Annotated in this window: 13 protein-coding genes; 6 read left to right on the forward strand and 7 right to left on the reverse strand. The window is 69.8% G+C overall.

The window, feature by feature from the left end:
- Window positions 1-351 precede the first annotated feature (351 nt).
- The 3 genes from FNH24_RS21530 to FNH24_RS21540 are packed head-to-tail and all read left to right on the forward strand — an operon-like array spanning window position 352 to window position 4,098.
- A complete protein-coding gene (locus FNH24_RS21530) occupies window positions 352-1,455 on the forward strand; it encodes an amidohydrolase family protein (RefSeq protein WP_152364308.1) in 1,104 nt (367 codons plus the stop codon).
- A gap of 2 nt (window positions 1,456-1,457) precedes the next feature.
- Complete coding sequence (locus FNH24_RS21535) at window positions 1,458-2,555, forward strand: amidohydrolase family protein (protein WP_152364309.1); 1,098 nt, start codon at window positions 1,458-1,460, stop codon at window positions 2,553-2,555.
- Window positions 2,556-2,565: 10 nt separating this feature from the next.
- Entirely contained in the window at window positions 2,566-4,098 is a 1,533-nt protein-coding gene (locus FNH24_RS21540; protein WP_152364310.1) for an alpha-N-arabinofuranosidase, read from the forward strand.
- Window positions 4,099-4,306: 208 nt separating this feature from the next.
- Here FNH24_RS21540 and FNH24_RS21545 read toward each other — a convergent pair whose 3' ends face one another.
- The 7 genes from FNH24_RS21545 to FNH24_RS21575 form a co-directional block, all read right to left on the reverse strand.
- The gene (locus tag FNH24_RS21545; protein ID WP_152364311.1) at window positions 4,307-4,942 is read right to left on the reverse strand and encodes a response regulator; all 636 of its coding nucleotides are present in this window, start codon (window positions 4,940-4,942) and stop codon (window positions 4,307-4,309) included.
- Window positions 4,943-4,944: 2 nt separating this feature from the next.
- Entirely contained in the window at window positions 4,945-6,195 is a 1,251-nt protein-coding gene (locus FNH24_RS21550) for a sensor histidine kinase (protein ID WP_217428410.1), read from the reverse strand.
- Complete coding sequence (locus tag FNH24_RS21555; RefSeq protein ID WP_152364312.1) at window positions 6,186-6,923, reverse strand: ABC transporter permease; 738 nt, start codon at window positions 6,921-6,923, stop codon at window positions 6,186-6,188. Before FNH24_RS21555 ends, FNH24_RS21550 begins: the two co-directional genes overlap by 10 nt.
- A 13-nt stretch (window positions 6,924-6,936) precedes the next feature.
- Window positions 6,937-7,845, reverse strand: coding sequence for an ABC transporter ATP-binding protein (locus FNH24_RS21560; RefSeq protein WP_152364313.1), 909 nt, complete (start codon window positions 7,843-7,845; stop codon window positions 6,937-6,939).
- A gap of 582 nt (window positions 7,846-8,427) precedes the next feature.
- Window positions 8,428-9,639, reverse strand: coding sequence for a zinc metallochaperone AztD (gene aztD / locus FNH24_RS21565; protein ID WP_152364314.1), 1,212 nt, complete (start codon window positions 9,637-9,639; stop codon window positions 8,428-8,430).
- Window positions 9,640-9,734: 95 nt separating this feature from the next.
- Complete coding sequence (locus FNH24_RS21570) at window positions 9,735-10,742, reverse strand: NAD(P)-dependent oxidoreductase (protein ID WP_161606250.1); 1,008 nt, start codon at window positions 10,740-10,742, stop codon at window positions 9,735-9,737.
- A 10-nt stretch (window positions 10,743-10,752) separates the two neighbouring features.
- On the reverse strand, window positions 10,753-12,219 hold the full coding sequence (locus tag FNH24_RS21575) for an FGGY-family carbohydrate kinase (RefSeq protein ID WP_152364316.1): 1,467 nt from the start codon (window positions 12,217-12,219) through the stop codon (window positions 10,753-10,755).
- Window positions 12,220-12,351: 132 nt separating this feature from the next.
- Here FNH24_RS21575 and FNH24_RS21580 point away from each other — a divergent pair, with 132 nt between their 5' ends.
- The 3 genes from FNH24_RS21580 (at window position 12,352) to FNH24_RS21590 (ending at window position 16,655) form a co-directional block, all read left to right on the forward strand.
- A complete protein-coding gene (locus FNH24_RS21580; protein ID WP_161606251.1) occupies window positions 12,352-13,212 on the forward strand; it encodes an aldolase in 861 nt (286 codons plus the stop codon).
- Between the two features lie 96 nt (window positions 13,213-13,308).
- Window positions 13,309-14,721: an extracellular solute-binding protein gene (locus tag FNH24_RS21585; protein WP_161606252.1), complete on the forward strand. Its 1,413-nt coding sequence runs from the start codon at window positions 13,309-13,311 to the stop codon at window positions 14,719-14,721.
- Window positions 14,718-16,655, forward strand: coding sequence for a glycoside hydrolase family 127 protein (locus FNH24_RS21590; protein ID WP_246187013.1), 1,938 nt, complete (start codon window positions 14,718-14,720; stop codon window positions 16,653-16,655). The genes FNH24_RS21585 and FNH24_RS21590 overlap by 4 nt, the downstream gene beginning before the upstream one ends.
- The last annotated feature ends 2 nt before the right edge of the window (window positions 16,656-16,657 follow it).

A 16,657-nucleotide genomic window follows, 5' to 3' on the forward strand; every position in this document is an offset into this window, starting at 1 on the left:
GAACGCTCGACCCCGACCCACCCTCGACCTCAAGACCCCAGCACAGGCCCTGAACAAATTCCTGACCAAAGTTGCTTAGACCGCTTGACTTTGGGGCTGCTGCCGCGTCGTTATCGTCACACTCGACGACGCTGCCGGACCGGCCGCCGGGAGAGGCACCGAGTGGCTGCCCCTTCGACAGGCTCAGGACATGCTTCGAGGGGCTCAGGGAACGGAACAGGCGCCCTTCAACGGGGCTCAGGGAGCGGAACAGGCGGTTGTCCGGGACGTAGGTTTGGCGTTACACTCTGATTCCAGAATATGGGTCATTGATTCCACAATATGACACTGATCTGATATCGAGGTAGGGCGATGGAGTCTCCCGGCGGCGCGGCGCTTGCGGAGTATGCCCGCCCGGCGGCCTGGGGTGACGTCGACGTGGTCGATGCCGACGTCCAGCTGACGGTGCCGTCGCTGGCGGTGCTGACGCCCTATCTCGAGTCGCGCTGGCGGGACTATCTGGCCGAGTCCGGGATGGGCAAGCCGGAGTCGAATCTCTATCCGAGTGTCGAGGGCGTGTTCCTGCCCGGCAGTCGGCCGGCGGACGGTCCACCCGGATCGAGTCTGGAGCTGACCCGGGCCCAGTTGCTGGATCCGTGGCGGACGGCCATCGCGATCATGAACTGCACGTTCGCCGTGGACGCCGTCCACAATGATGATCTTGCCGCCGCCCTGGCCACGGCGGTCAACCGCTGGCAGTCCGAGCACTGGCTTCAGCGGGAGCCGCGGCTGCGCGGATCGCTGGTCGTCCCGTCGCAGAACGCGGCGCTGGCGGTGGCCGAGATCGAGCGCTGGGCCGGTCACCCCGAGTTCGTCCAGGTGACCCTGCCCGCCCGGTCCCGGGAGCCGCTCGGCCGCCGCGCCTACTGGCCGATCTTCGCCGCGGCCGAGCGGGCCGGGCTGGTGGTCGGCATCCAGGCCGGCGGGGCCAGCGGCAATCCGATCACACCGGTGGGCTGGCCGACCTACTATCTCGAGGACTACGTGGCGGTGGCGCAGGCCTTCCAGAACCAGGTGCTGAGCCTGGTCAGCGAGGGTGTGTTCGCCGAGTTCGGTGACCTCCGGGTGGTCCTGATTGAATCCGGCTTCACCTGGCTGCCGGCGCTGATGTGGCGGTTCGACAAGAACTGGAAGGGGTTGCGCCGCGAGGTGCCCTGGGTTCGGCAGCCACCCTCGGAGATCATCCGGCAGCGGCTTCGGTTCACGGTGCAGCCGCTGGACGCGCCGGCCGCCGATCCGCTGCTGCTCCAGGTGATCGACCAGCTCGGCGATCCCGGACTGCTGTTGTTCTCCACCGACTATCCGCACCTGCAGTTTCCGGCGGCCGCGGCGGCCCTGCCGGCCGCACTGCCGGACGAGTTGAGCCGCGCGATCCTCGGCGGCAACGCCCGGGACACCTACCGGCTGGGGAGTTGATCATGACGCAGGGTCTGTTGTCCCGTGAGAAATCCGGCCGGACCACGCCGGCGATCATCGACTGCGACATCCACAACGTGCTGTCGCCCGGATCGCTGGATCCGTTCCTGTCCGAGCGCTGGCGCCGGCACCATCACGAGTTCGGGCCGCGGGGCCATCCCGGCTCGGTCTATCCGAAGGGTGCGCCGCACGCCGCTCGCGGCGACGCCTGGCCGCCGTCCGGCCTGTTGCCCGGTGCCGATCTTGATTTCATGCGCGAGCAGCATCTCGATCCGCTCAACGTCGAGTACGGCATCCTCAACTGCCTCGGCCCGGCCGGCACCCAGCTGAACGGTGAGTATTCCGCGGCGCTGGCCGCCGCGACCAACGACTGGCAGCTCGCCGAGTGGTACGAGAAGGAGCCCCGGCTGCGCTGTGGGGTGGTGGTGCCGACCGAGGATCCTGATCTTGCCGTCCGGGAGATCGATCGGGTCGGTGATCATCCGGCCTTCGTCCAGGTGCTGCTGGCCGTGCGTACCGCGGAGCCGTTGGGCCGGCGCAAGTACTGGCCGATGTATGAGGCAGCCGAACGGCACGGGCTGCCGATCGGGATCCACTTCGGCGGCGGCTCCCGCGGCGTGCCGATCTCGGCGACCGGCTGGCCGTCGTACTACATCGAAGATCACACCGGGATGGCGCAGGCCTTCCAGGCCCACGTCGCCAGCTACGTGATCGAGGGCGTCTTCGAGCGGTTCCCGGCGCTGAAGGTGGTGCTGATCGAGGGTGGCTTCGCCTGGCTGCCGGCGCTGGCCGGGCGACTTGATCATCACTGGCAGCGGCTCCGGGCCGAGGTGCCGCAGCTGACCCGGCCGCCGTCGTCGTACATCCGCGAGTCGATCTGGATGACCACCCAGCCGATCGAGGAACCGCACCGGCCCAAGGATCTGCTCACCCTGTTCGATCAGCTCGGCGGCGTGGACAAGATCATGTTCTCCACCGACTATCCGCACTGGGATTTCGACAATCCCGCGAAGGCGTTCCAGGTGCCGCTGCCGGCGCCGGTGCGGGAGCGCATCTTCACCGAGAACGCCCGCGAGCTGTACCGACTTCCCGGAAGGTAGTGATCACCGCATGACCGCTGTCCGACTGTCCGTGCTCCCCGAGGAGCCCATCGGCCGCATCGCCCCCGAACTGCACGGCCAGTTCGCCGAACATCTCGGCGAGTTGATCTATCCCGGCATCTGGGTCGGCCCGGACAGCTCCGTACCGAATGTGGACGGGCTGCGGACCGATGTGATCGAGGCGCTCAAGGGATTGCGGATCCCGGTCCTGCGCTGGCCCGGCGGCTGCTTCGCCGACGACTACCACTGGCGGGACGGGATCGGGCCGCGGGAAGACCGGCCGACCCGGCTGAACATCCACTGGGGCATGGCCGAGGAACCGAACGCATTCGGCACCCACGAGTTCCTCGCGTTCGCCAAGGCCATCGGCGCGGAACCCTACCTGGCAACGAATCTGGGCTCCGGCACGCCGCAGGAGATGCGGGACTGGATCGAGTACTGCAACCATCCATCCGGCACCACCCTGTCCGACGAGCGCCGGGCCAACGGCGCGGAGGACCCGTTCGACATCCGCTGGTGGGGGATCGGCAACGAGAACTGGGGTTGCGGCGGGAACCTGACGCCGGAGTTCTACGCCGAGGAGTACGCCCGCTACCGCACCTTCGCCTTCCCCTTCGGCGGCACCGTCAACGCGCCCGTCGCCTGCGGCCCGAACGGCTGGGACTGGCCCTGGACCCGGCGCTTCTTCGACCAGATCGCCCGCGGCACCCGGGGCAACCGGCTGGACAAGGTCGAATACTTCGCCGCCCACTACTACTGCCGCACCGCCGGCACCGCGACCGAATACACCGACGCGCAGTGGCTGGAACTGCTGACCAAGGCGATCGGTATCGAGGGCGTGATCACCGGCCACCGGGCGATCATGGACGGCTACGACCCGGACCGCCGGATCGGCCTGATCCTGGACGAGTGGGGCACCTGGCATCCGCCCCAGGAAGGCAAGCCGCCGCGCGGGCTCTACCAGCAGAACACGATCCGCGACGCCTGTGTCGCCGCGCTCAGCCTGGACATCTTCCACAACCACGCCGACAAGCTGGTGATGGCCAACATCGCGCAGTTGATCAACGTGCTGCAGGCGATGCTGCTGGTGGACGAGACCCGGGTCGTCGCCACGCCGACCTATCACGTCTTCGCGCTGTACGCCGAGCATCAGGGCGGCACCGCGCTGCGCGTGGTCAGCGACGCGCCGGTGATCAGCAACGGCGAGGACGGCCAGGCCCAGGCCTCGCTCTGCTACGAGGACAAGCGCACCGTCGAGCTGCGCGCCGTGAGCGGCTCCGCCTCGGTCCGCGACGGCCGGCTCTGTCTGACGCTGGTCAACGCGGATCCGAACGCCGAGGCCGACGTCGAACTGACCGTCCGGGGTGGTGCCGTCTCCGACGCGACCATGATCACCTTGGCCACCGACGACATCCATGATCACAATACGTTCGAGGATCCGGATCGAGTTGCACCCGGTGCGGCGAAGTCCGTTGCAGGCAACGGCTCCCTTCGACTCACCTTGCCAGCCGCCAGCGTCAGCCGGATCACCGGCCGCCTCTGACCAGCGTTGGGTATTCGTTCCCTGAGCGTGTCCGTGTTCGTACCCTGATCCGTTCGTTCCCTGAGCCCGTCGAAGGGCCAGACCTTGCCGTTCTCCCGGGGTTCCGTCAGGCCGAAACCGGCGGGAGAACGGGCGCTGTCTGGTTTGGCCCCTTCGACAGGCTCAGGGAACGGGACGAGCCCGCGCCAGCGCCCGACCAGGGCCAGGCTCAGTCGAGGAGGTGTTGGCGGTAGGCCTCGCCGACGGCGCCAGCCCGATCGCGGACGCCGAGTTTGTCGAAGATGTGCACGAGGTGGGTCTTGATGCTGGCCTCGCTGATGAAGAGCCGGTCGGCGGCCTCGCGGTTGGAGGCGCCGGCGGCGACCAGGGCCAGCACCTCGAGTTCGCGCGGGCTGAGCGGGCTCGGAGGCGGGGTGCGGAGCCGGTCGACCAGGCGGCCGACGACGGCGGGAGACAGGACGGTCTTGCCCGCGGCTGCGGCCCGGACCGCCTCCAGGAGTTCGGCGGTCGGCGCGTCCTTGAGCAGGTAGCCGACCGCGCCCGCCTCGACCGCGGGCAGCACGTCGGTGTCGGCGTCAAAGGTGGTGAGCACCAGGATCGGCAGCCTCGGAGCGGTCTCGGCCAGTCGCCGGATCGCCGTGACCCCGTCGATCTTCGGCATCCGCAGGTCCATCAGCACGACGTCCGGGGTCAGCGTGCCGGCCAGGGTGACGGCCTCGTCACCGTCACCGGCCTCACCGACGACGACGAAGTCGGGCTCGCCGCTGAACGCGGCCCGCAGCCCCTCCCGGACGATCGGGTGATCATCGACGATCAACAGCCGGATCGGTTCCCTGGCGTTCATGATCATTCCTCCGCAGTCGTTCGCGGCACCTGGATGCTGATCGCGGTGCCCTGTCCGTCCGAGCTCTCGATCTCCAGCGTGCCAGCCACGGCTCGCAACCGTTGCCGCATCGCCGCCAGCCCGAATCCGGTGGCACTGGCGCCGGGGTCGAAGCCGACACCGTCGTCGCGGAGGTCGAGCAACACCACGTCGTCCAGATAGGAGAGGGTGAGGCCGGCCCGGCTCGCCCGGGCGTGCCGGGCGACGTTGGTCAAACCTTCCTGCGCGGCCCGGAACAGCGCGACCTCGATCGCCGTCGGCAGCGGACCGGCGACGCCGGTGACCTGGACCGTCGCCGGGACCTCGTGCGCCTCGGACCAGCGCTCCGCCAGCGCCGCCAGTGCGGCCGGCAGTTGCGAATCCGCCAGCCCGCCGGGTCGCAGCGCCTGGACCGAGCGGCGCACCTCGGCCAGGCTCTCCCGGGCCAGCGACTCGACCCGGCCCAGGTGGAACCGCCACTGATCGGGGTCGTCGGCGGCCCGTTCGGCGGCGCGGACCTGGGTGACGATGCCGGTCAGGCCCTGGGCCAGGGTGTCGTGGATGTCGCGGGCCAGCCGTTGCCGCTCGGCCACCTGGCCGCTCTCCCGGGCCCGCTCCAGGAGCAGCGTGTGCAGCCCGGCGTTCTCCGCAAGGGCCGCCTCCAATTGCCGATTCGCCGCCGCGAGCTCCGCGGTCGCCCGCCGGCGCCGGCGGTCCTCGACCACGCCGATCCAGCCGGCCACGACCACCGGGACGAAGATCCCGATCGGCAGGATGAACACCAGCGCATCGCTCGGCACCCCGATGGCGATCAGCCCGGCGTACTGCCCGACGGCAGTCGCCGTCACCGCGATCAGCACCCAGTAGCCCGAGAACAGGGTGAATGCGTACGGATAGCCGACCCAGCCGAACGCGAAGAAGGCCGGACTGCGGACGGCGAGCAGCGCGCACAGGATCAGCAGCCCGGCGAAGAGGATCGGCACCAGCCAGGGCAGCTCGGTGCGCCGCGGTTGCCACCACGCCGATCCGGCCAACCAGGCCAGGGCCAACACGACCAGCAGCATCGTGTCCGCCGCCATCGCCGCAGCCGCGCCGGTGGCCGCGGCGAAGCCGATCGCGGCGGCCAGCCCGGCCACCCCGAGCGCCGGGCACAGCCAGCGGTCCCGCCGCTCGACCGCCGGGTCACGGTCGAGCGGGCGGACGATGCCGGTCGGGCCCATCGGACTCACTCCCATCGGAACAGTTTGATCGCACCGGCCCCGCAGACCACGGTGATCAACACCAGGGCGAGGAGGTGACCCTGTTCGGGAAACGTACCGCCCCAGGCGTCCCGCAGTCCCTGCATGGTCGCACCGAGCGGCGTGAACTGGCTGATCCGAGCCAGCTCGGGCGACATCGCCTCGGTCGGCAGGGCCACGCCGCTGAGGAACAGGCTGGGGAAGAACACGAACAGGCCGATCCCGGTGGCCGCGTTGCCGGTTCGGGAGACGGCGGCGACCAGCAGACCGAGCGCCAGCAGGGCCAGCACGCCGAGGACGAACGCGACCGCGACCGCGCCGAGGTGCGCGGGCAGCGACCAGTCGAACGCGAAGTGGCCGACCAAGGTGACCAGCAGCAGGGTGGCCAGGGCCATGCCGCCGCTGACCACGAGCTGGGCGACCAGCACCATGGCCGGTCGGGTCGGGGTGGTGGCCAGTCGACGGAGGATGCCCTTCTCCCGATAGCCGGCCAGGGTCGACGGCATGATCAGGATGGACATGATCGCCAGCGTCAGCACCAGGACCATCGCCGGGAAGTAGCTCAGCAGCGGGCCGCGCAGCTCCTCGGGCGTTCCGGCCGGGTTCAAGATCGTTCCGAACACGATCACCAGCAGCAGCGGCAGTCCCGGGACGAAGAACACCGACTCCGGGGCCCGGACGAAGAGGAGGAACTCAGTGAAGATCAACTTTCGCAAGGCCTTCATGATCACTCCTTCGTCAGTTCTCGAACGGTCGGCCGGTGAGCGTCACGAAGGCGTCCTCGAGGGTCGCTCGCTCCAGGTGCAGGTCCTCGGCCCGGATGTCCTGCCGGTGCAGGGCGACGGCCACGGACTGCAGCACCGGACCGGAGCCGGTGATCGTCAACTGTCCGCCGCTCTGCTGGACCTCGATGACCTCCGGCAGCGAGCTCAGCAGTCCGTCCGGTACGGCCGCGGACGGCCGGAACCGGATCCGCTGACCGCCGGCCACCCGATCGACCAGGCCGGCAGGCGTGTCCAGCGCGACGATCCGGCCGTCGTTGATCACCGCGATCCGGTCACAGAGCCGCTCGGCCTCTTCCATGAAGTGGGTGACCAGCACCACGGTGACGCCGCGGTCGCGGATCGCCTCGATCAGCGACCAGGCGCCGCGGCGGGCCTGCGGATCGAGCCCGGTGGTCAGTTCGTCGAGCACGGCGATCTCCGGGTTCCCGATCAGCGCCAAGGCGATGAACAGCCGCTGCTTCTGTCCGCCGGACAACCGGGCGAACGCCGCGTTCCGCTTCTCGGTCAGACCCCAGTCGTCGATCAACCGGTCCGGGTCCGCCGGGTCGGGATAGAACGACGCGTACAGTCCCAGCGCCTCCCGGACCGTCAGTCGTTCGGGCAGTTCGCTCTCCTGCAGTTGCACGCCGACCCGATGCCGCAGCCGTCGCCCGTCTCGCTGCGGGTCCAGCCCGAGCACCCGCACCGAGCCGGAATCCGGTCGGCGCAACCCGTTCACGCATTCCACCGTGGTGGTCTTGCCGGCGCCGTTCGGGCCGAGGATGCCGAAGATCTCGCCCCGCTCGACCGCGAACGACACCCCGCGCAGGGCGATCTTGTCGCGATAACGCTTGTGCAGTTCGGTGACCTCGATGACCGCCATGGCCGTTCCTCCTGGTTCGCCGTTACCGACGAGCCTGCCCGGGGCTTCGCTTCCACGGATCAACGGAACGGCCATCCGATCGATCGATTTCGTACGTCATCCGAACGGCCGTCGTATCCACCGAACGATGGATTGACGGGCCGTGCCGACGAACTGTGATCAAGCTATTGGGCTGGCGTCCTGCCGCGGTGGGGTCTGGGGGATAGGTGCGCGGGCAACCAGTCGCCCGCGGTCAGTCTCTGCCGCTACCGCTATTTGGGTGTGCGGGCGACGGCCAGTCCCATCCACGCCCGCGCACCTATCCCCCAGACCCCACCGCTCCCTTGGGAGCGCACAGGGGTTTACCGCCACAGCCGAGCGGAACCCTCGTCTTGCCGACCGCCAAACCGAGCGTATGGCTGATCACGAGGGCTTGTTCCGTTCCCTGAGCCTGTCGAAGGGCAAGCCTCATGACACCCGACCTGCCTGCCCTTCGACAGACTCAGGAACGACACGCTGTGATCAGTTCAGGCGCTCGGTTTGGCAGTCGGCAAGATCAGATCCCCGCGAGATGCCACCCCATTCAAGTTGAAAGATGGTGATCTAGCGAACGCCGCTGATCTCGTTCGGCACCTCGGGCAGTTCGACGGAGTCGACCACCTTCTTGCCGGGCAGATAGACCACATGAATGGTCGAGGTGGCGGGATCGGTGATCCAGGCGGTGCTGTCTTCGACCAGCAGGGTGGGGCGGGGATCCTGCCAGGCGATGGGTTCCTGCCAGGGGTCGGTCACCTTGATCCGGGCGGTGATCTTGCCGGTAGCGGGGTCGATCACGTGCAGCCGGCCGTCGGTGCCGAAGACCAGCGCCTCGCCGTTCGGGCCGCGGCCCAGGGAGCGGAAGGTGTAGCTGGTGTCGAGGTCGACCAGGGTGAGCTTCTCCTTCTCGGTGTCGATCAGGCTGACCCGGGTCGGCCGCTCCAGTTCGGCGTCGGGATCGGACTTGTAGTCGCCGAGGACGACGTCGGAGTGCTCCGAGCCGGCCTGGTTGCCGATCCGGCCGTAGTCGTCGGGGCTGGCGATCTTGACGAAGGTGTTGTCCTTCCAGAGGAGCACCCCGTCGCTGCAGCCGGCCAGCACGGTGCCGTTGCCGGAGGTAGCCTCGCCGTGCAGATCGGGGCAGTCGTCGCTGGTCGCGACCGGCTGCAGGGCCGGGTCGAGCACGATCGCGCCGGTCCGGCCCTCCTCGGTGCCGACGCTGACGAACAGTCCGCCGTCGTCCAGCGGAACGGCGACGCCGTGGTGCGGATCCGGGGCGGTCCAGGTCGGGGCAGTCGGACCGTCGCCGAGCTTGGCCGGATCGATCACCTGCACGGTCCCGGCGCCGTCGCTGAACAGCGCCACCTTGCCGGCGTGCCGGACGACGTGCCCGGGCTCGGGCGCGGGGTAGGTGGTGTCGGTGAACGCCGCCTGGTCGCCGTAGTAGTGGTTGTGGTCGCCGTGGCCGACCACCTCGACGCCGGTGTCGAGCAGCCGGAAGCCGTCCTCGGTGGACACGAACAGGTGCCGTTGATCACCGGCCGGGTTGAGCCGGAGGAAGCCCGGCAGCTTCAGGTCGGCGACCGGCTCCAGGGTGTCCCGATCCAGCACCAGCAGGCCGCCCTGGTAGCTGACCGTGATCCGGGGGCCGGTGACTTCGGGGCGTTTGGTGTCGGCGCCGCCCGGCGGGGCGGCCGGGTCGGCCGGGGTGCCGCAGCCCCCGGTGGCCAGCACGGTCGCGATCGTGGCCGCGGCCAAGGCCCAGCGCAGCTTTCTCATCAGATCCCCTCTTATTGAAAACCGTTGTCGTTATCGGTAGGAGGGTAACCCGAACCGCCGGCCGTCGTCGATCGGGCCGGGATTCGGGACGGCGGTCAGGGCCGGGTGAGGTGGGCCAGGACGCGGTCGGCGAGCAGGGCCGGGGCCCGGGTCCGGGCCTCGACGGTGAAGCCGGCAACGTGGGGCGACAGGGCGACCGTGGTCAGCCGGCGCAGCACGTGGTCGGCGGGCAGCGGCTCGGTGCCGAACACGTCCAGGGCCGCTCCGGCCAGCCGGCCGTCGACCAGCCGCTCGATCATGGCCGCCTCGTCGACCAACTCGGCCCGGGCGGTGTTGATCAAGATCGCGTCCGGCCGCAGCCGGTCCAGCTCGGCCGGGCCGATCAGATGCCGGGTCTCCGGGGTCGAGCGGGCGTGCAGCGAGATGATCTCCGCGCGGGCCAACAGGTCCGGCAACGCGACGGCCTCGGCACCCGCCGGCAGGCCGGTCGGATCCAGCCAGGGGTCGAAGACCAGCAGCCGGGGCTCGAAGCCGCTCAGTCGACGCGCCACCAGGGAGCCGACGGCGCCGTAGCCGATCAGGCCGATGGTGCGCCCGGTCAGCTCGCGAAAGCCGCCCGCCGGGATCTCGGGTCGCCAGCCGCCGGTGCGGATCGCCTGCTGTCCCTCGCCCAACCGGCGCAGCTGGCCGAGCATCGCCGCGACGGTGAATTCGGCCACGGCATTGGCGTTTCGGCCGGTGTTGCGGATCAGCGTCACGCCGCGGCGGTCGAGTTCGGCGGTGTCGATGTGCTCGGTGCCGGCGCGCAGGGTCGCGACGAAGTCGAGCCGCGGCCAGCGGCTCAACAGGGCCCGGGGGAGCGGGTAGAAGTGGGTGATCACGCCGCCGACCTGATCATCGTCCAGCTCCGGCCAGGGCGGTCGGAAGGCGTCCGGGCCCCCTCGTTCGACGAGTCGATTCGCCTCGATCACCTCCTCGGTCGGCGCCGCCCAGTCCTGGGTCCACGGTCGCCACCCGGCCGGAAGTCGATCATGAAACGCCATCCGTACGGTCTCGGCACTGATCATCGGATCGCCGAGGATGACGATGAGCCGGTCGGACATGATCAGCTCCTCACGATCGGCGGAGCTGGTCGAGGAAGGTCGCATAGCCGCGGCGCAACGCTGGCCATCGGTCCGGGTCCGGTTCGATCACCCGCCGGGCTCCGCTCAGCAGCGCAAACGCGGTGGCCAGATCGGCGGCGGCCCCGATCGCGACCGCTCCGCAGAGGGCCGCCCCGAGCGCCGCGCTCCAGCCGGTCCCGGTGACCTCGATCGGCCGCTCGAGCACGTCGGCGAACAGTTGGGCCCAGCGCGGGTTGGCCGCCGCGCCACCGGCCAGGTGCACCGTTTCGACCGGCACCAGGCCGCAGACCAGTTCGAGGTCCGTTCGGTGGGTGAAGGTGACCCCGTAGAGCACGGCGCGGAGCAGATCGACCTCGGTGTGCGCGGCCCGGAGGCCGAGCAGGGACGCGGTCTGCGGCCCGTCCCAGGGACCGCCGAAGAGGTACGGCAGATAGCACGGCGCATCGTCGTCGGCCGGGGCGGCCAACGCCCGATCGACCGATGGCCCGACCGATCCCTCGATGGCGCCGGTCGGCGCGAATCGGCTGACCGCCCAGTCGAGGTTGGCGCCGGAGGCGGGGGAGGTGCGGCGCAGCGTCCAGCGGCCCGGCACCGGACCGGGCCGGCAGGTCACCCGGGCCGAGGCGACCGGCCGATCGGCGAGCGCGACGTTGACGCCGAATGTCCCGGCGATCACGGTGGCCTGGCCCAGCCGCGGACCCGCGGTGCCGAGGTGGCTGGCGGTGACGTCGTGCAGGCCGGTGATCACCGGCAGTCCGGCGGGGAGGCCGGTCAGGCCGGCGGCCGCGGCGGTCAGCGTCCCGGCGACCGAGGCCGACGGTCGGATCGGCGGCAGCTTCGGCCGCAGCGCGGACAGCCCGAACAGGCCCAGCAGCTCGTCGGAGTAGTCCCAGCGGCCGTGATCGGTGAAGGAGGAGGCGGCATCGGTCGGGTCGGTGGCGATCGAACCGGTCAGCCGGGCTCGGAGCCAGTCCTTGGCGGTGAGCAGCCAGCGGGCGCGGCGCAGCGCCATCGGTTCATGATCGGCGAACCAGGCGAGCAGCGGGGCCGGCGATCCGGCGAACGGCACCGTGCCGCCGGCGCGCAGCGCCTGCTCGAACACGTCGCCGGTGGCCCAGCGGCGCAGGATCGGCGTCGCCCGGGTGTCGCTGGACAGCACGGCCGGGCCGACCGGTCGCAGCCGGTCGTCGACGAGATAGAGCCCGTCGCCGTGCCCGGCCAGGGCGATCGCCTCGATCTCTCGGGGCCGGGATCGGTCCGGATGGCCGGCCGCCCGGACGGCGTCGGCGATCACCCGCGCGGTGGTGGCCCAGTGATCATCCGGGTCCCGTTCGCTGTGCCGGTCGGCCAGCTCGGACCGCGGCGTCGGTGCCGTCGCCGATCCGGTCACGCGACCTCGGTGATCGAAGATCACCGCCTTGGTCGAGGTCAGGCCGGAATCCAATCCCAAGATCATCTCCGACTCCGCTCTTGACAGGGGTTCGGCCCGGGGTGACGATACGTGCAAACGTTTGTAAAAAGGATTCTACGGGATCAGTCGAGATCCTGTGATCCGTACCGACGCCGGGAGGCGATGATGGTCGAGCCCTTGACGAACGGGCTCGGCGCGCTGGCCAACCCGGGCGGTCGCTTCGGCATGGTCGCCCTGGATCAGCGCGAATCCCTGCGCGGCTTGCTGTCCCGGACCGACCGGCCGGCCGGTGACGACGAGCTGCGCGGGTTCAAGGCCGCGGCGGTGCGGGCCCTGTCGCCGCTCGCGTCGGCGGTGCTGCTCGACCGGCCGTTCGGGCTGAGCGCGGCCGGCACCGCGGTCGCACCGCCGGCTCCGTACTGCGGGTTGATCTTGGCCGTCGACGACTTCGACCAGCCGGCCGGACGGCCGGTCCGGGCCAGCCGGCTGGATCCGCTGGCCACCCCGGAGCTGATCGCGCGGGCCGGCGCGGCGGCCCTGAAGTTGTTGATCATCTGGCGCGACGGCGAGGATCCGGGGCCGAGGCAGCGGACCGTCCGCGACTTCTTGCAACTGTGCCGCGAGACCGGCCTGCCGAGCATCCTCGAGGGAGTGGTCCGGCCGCCGCTGGGCTCGGCGGAGTGGGCCGGTCCGGATCAGCGTGCCGCGGCGATCGTGGCGGCGGCGCGGGAGTTCGGCCGGAGCGGTCCGACGCTGTACAAGACGGAGGTGCCGGGCGACGGGCGGGATCCGGAGCTGGTCCAGCGCTGTGGGCGGGAGATCAGCGCCGCCCTGGACGGGCCCTGGGTCGTGTTGTCGACCGGAGTGAGCCCGGAGGACTTTCCGGGCGCGGTCGAGGCGGCCTGTCGCGGCGGGGCGTCGGGCTTCCTGGCAGGTCGCGGGATCTGGTCCGAGGCGGCCCGCTCCGACGACTGGGCCGGGGCACTGGCGACCACCGCCGTCGAGCGGCTCCGCCGGTTGCTCGAAGTCGTCGCCTGACCAGGGTCAATGGCCGGATCCAATTCGGGTCGGCGAGGGCCGGATTGGACCTCGCCCTTCGGCCGTCGGATGTCGATCATCGAGGAAGGAGGAGCCATGACCAGCAATCTCATCAACAACCTGTCCCGCCGGGCGTTCCTCGGCACAGCCGGGGCCGCCGCGGTGGCCGGCCTGGCCGGCTGTGGCGGCAGTTCGAGTCGTGACAACGACGGAGGCCCGGGCGGGGGTGGCGGCGGCAGCGCGAAGCTCCAGTTCATGTTCTGGGGATCCGCCTTCGAGAAGACCGCGATCGAGCAGATGATCAAGGGCTTCGAGGGGGCGCACTCCGGGGTCACCGTGGACCCGATCCATGTGCCCGGCGACTACCAGACCAAGGTCAACACCCTGGTCGCCAGCGACGATCTGCCCGACGTCGCCTACATGGATGCGCCGACCGCGTACCGGCTGGCCGAGCAGGGCAAGATCACCAACATCTATCCGTACATCGAGAAGTTCGATCAACTCTCCGGCCGGCAGCCGGCGAACTTCTTCTGGTACGGCGACAAGCAGGTCGCCGGGACGCCGGGAGCGAGCGAGATCTCCCTGATCTGGTACAACAAGGCGCTGTTCTCCGGCGGCACGGCGATGCCACCGGCCAGTGCTGACCAGGCCTGGTCCTGGGACGAGCTGCTGCAGACCGCGACCCTGCTGACCCTTGATCAGGACGGCCGCAATCCGACCGAATCCGGCTTCAAGGGCGACAACATCCGTCAGTTCGGGCTGTCTGCGCCGGTCACCACGCAGTGGACCTGGTATCCGCTGATTCGCAGCAACGGCGGCGACATCACCGACGAAACCGGGATGAAATACACGCTGAACAGTCCCGAGTGCGTCGAGGTGTTCCAGAACCTGCAGGACCTTGTTTACAAGCACAAGGTCGCGCCGAGCCCGGCCCAGCTGGGCGGGGCCGACGGGGCCAACGCGCCGACCACCACGGTCCTGTTGCAGACCAAGCGGGTGGCGATGGTGCTGGACGGCCAGTGGACGCTGCTCGATCTCGGCAAGAGCGACCTCGACTACAGCCTCGGTGTGCTGCCGTCCTACCAGCAGCCGTTCACGATGGAGGCCGGCAGTTGCCGGATCATGTCGGCCAACACGGCGTCGCCGGAGCAGGCGATCGAGCTGTACGTCTACAGCGTCGACGGCTCCAACAGCGACCTGTTCTCGCAGGGGCTGTGGATGCCGGTGGAGACCAAGTACTACTCCGACGACGCCGCGATCAACTCCTGGATCGGCAATGACGTGCACCCGCCCGAATACCGTACGGCGGCGGTGGACTACCGGCTGAACAACTCGATCCGGGACTGGACCCAGACGCTGAAGAACGTGCCGGCGATCCAGGAGGTCGTCACCCCCGCGATGCAGGAGATCGCCACCGGCTCCCGGCCGGCCAAGGAGGTGCTGGACGGTTTGAAGGACAAGGTCGAGCCGCTGCTGAAGGGCAAGTACACGATCCCGGACTCGCTGTGACGGAAGGCTCCGACAAGTTGATCATGCAACGCTGTGCGCCGGTGCTGCCGAGCCGGCCGACGGCGGCCCACCCGGTCGATCTTCGCGCAGTCAAGGTCACCGGTGGGCTCTGGGCCGACCGGCAGCGCGCCAACCGTACGGTGAGCTTTCCGCTCGGCCTGAAACGTCTCGAGTCCGAAGGAAACTTCAGGAATCTGCGCCTTGCCGCCGGTGCGGAGACCGGTGACTACCGGCTGCCGATGTTCATGGACGGGGCCATCCACAAGATGCTCGAGGCCGCCGCCTGGGAGATCGCCCGGGAGCCCGACCCGGAGTTAGAGCGGTTCATCGCGGAGACCACTGAGCTGTTGGAGCGGGTGCAGGACGACGACGGCTATCTCAACTCCTACCAGCAGGCGGTCCGGCCGGGGCCGCGCTATGCCCAGCTGGAGCGGAGCCACGAGATCTATCTGGCCGGGTTGCTCGCCCTGGCCGGGGTGGCCGCCGACCGGGCCGGGTTGGGGGACCGGCTGCTCGCGGTCGGCCGACGGTTCGCCGATCACCTGGTGCAGCGGTTCCTGGGCAGCCCCAGCGGCGGTGCCGACGGGCATCCCGGCGCCGAGTTGGCCATGATCGAACTGTTCCGGCACACCGGTGAGGCTCGCTATCTGGAGCTGGCCCGGGCCATGATCGACAACCGTGGCCACGGTCGGATCGGTGGTGCCCACGGTGGGCTGCGTTATCTGCAAGATCATCAACCGGTCCGGGAGGCGGCCAGTGCGGTGGGTCACGCCGTCCGGCAGCATTATCTCGACGCCGGCACCGTGGATCTGTTCCTGGAGACCCTTGATCGGGAGCTGCTGGACGGTTCCGTGCGGCGCTGGGACGACCTGGTCGCGACCAAACTGTCGATCACCGGCGGCACCGGGTCGCGGCATCGCGGCGAGGCGTTCGGCGACGGCTACGAACTGCCGCCGGACCGGGCCTACAACGAGAGCTGTGCCGCCTTCGCCGCGGTCTTCTGGAACTGGCGGCTGCTGCTCGCCACCGGTGAGTCGCGCTATGCCGACCTGATCGAACGCCTGCTCTACAACGCGTTCGCGGCGTCCACCTCGGTGGACGGATCCCGGTTCTTCTACGTCAACCCGCTGCAGCGCCGCGAAGATCATTTCGAGGCGGACGACGACGGTCGGCGGCACGAGTGGTTCGACTGCCCGTGCTGTCCGCCCAACATCATGCGGCTGGTCTCCTCGCTCGGCGGCTATCTGGTGACGACCGGCGACGACGAGATCACCTTGCAGCAGTTCATGCCGAGCGAACTGACGCTCGACCTGCCCGCCGGCCGGGTGATCTTGGACGTGGCGACCGACTTTCCGTGGCAGGGCACCGTGGTGATCACCGTCCGGGAGGCTCCGGACGCCCCGATCACCCTCGGCCTGCGCCGGCCCGGTTGGGCCGGTCCCGACGCGGTGCGCTGGCGGGTCGCCGACGAGGAACAGGACGATGATCATGAGGCCGGCTATCTGCGGCACCGGCGGACCTGGCTGGCCGGCGACGTGATCACGCTTGAGCTCGACCTGACGCCGCGGCTGGTCGCGGCCCACCACCGGGTCGATGCGCTGCGCGGCTGCGTCGCCGTCGAGCGCGGACCGCTGGTCTATTGCTTCGAGCAACGGGACCAGGCAACCGACGCACCGTTGCCGGACACCTTCGTCGACTCCGCCACCGGGCTGCGTGAGGTGACCCGGGATCTGCCCGGGCTCGGCTCGACCGTCCTGGTCGAGCTGGACGCCGTCGTCGCTACGCCGCCGGGGAAGCCGGGCACCCTGCCGTACGGGCCGCCGGGCGCCCCGGTCGCGGAGCGCCGGGTGACGGCGACCGCGCTGCCGTACTTCCTCTGGGACAACCGGGGACCCGGCGGGATGCGGGTCTGGCTACCGGGCTGGGTGGGCTGACC

The organism is Microlunatus speluncae, assembly GCF_009299835.1.
GTDB lineage: Bacteria > Actinomycetota > Actinomycetes > Propionibacteriales > Propionibacteriaceae > Microlunatus > Microlunatus speluncae.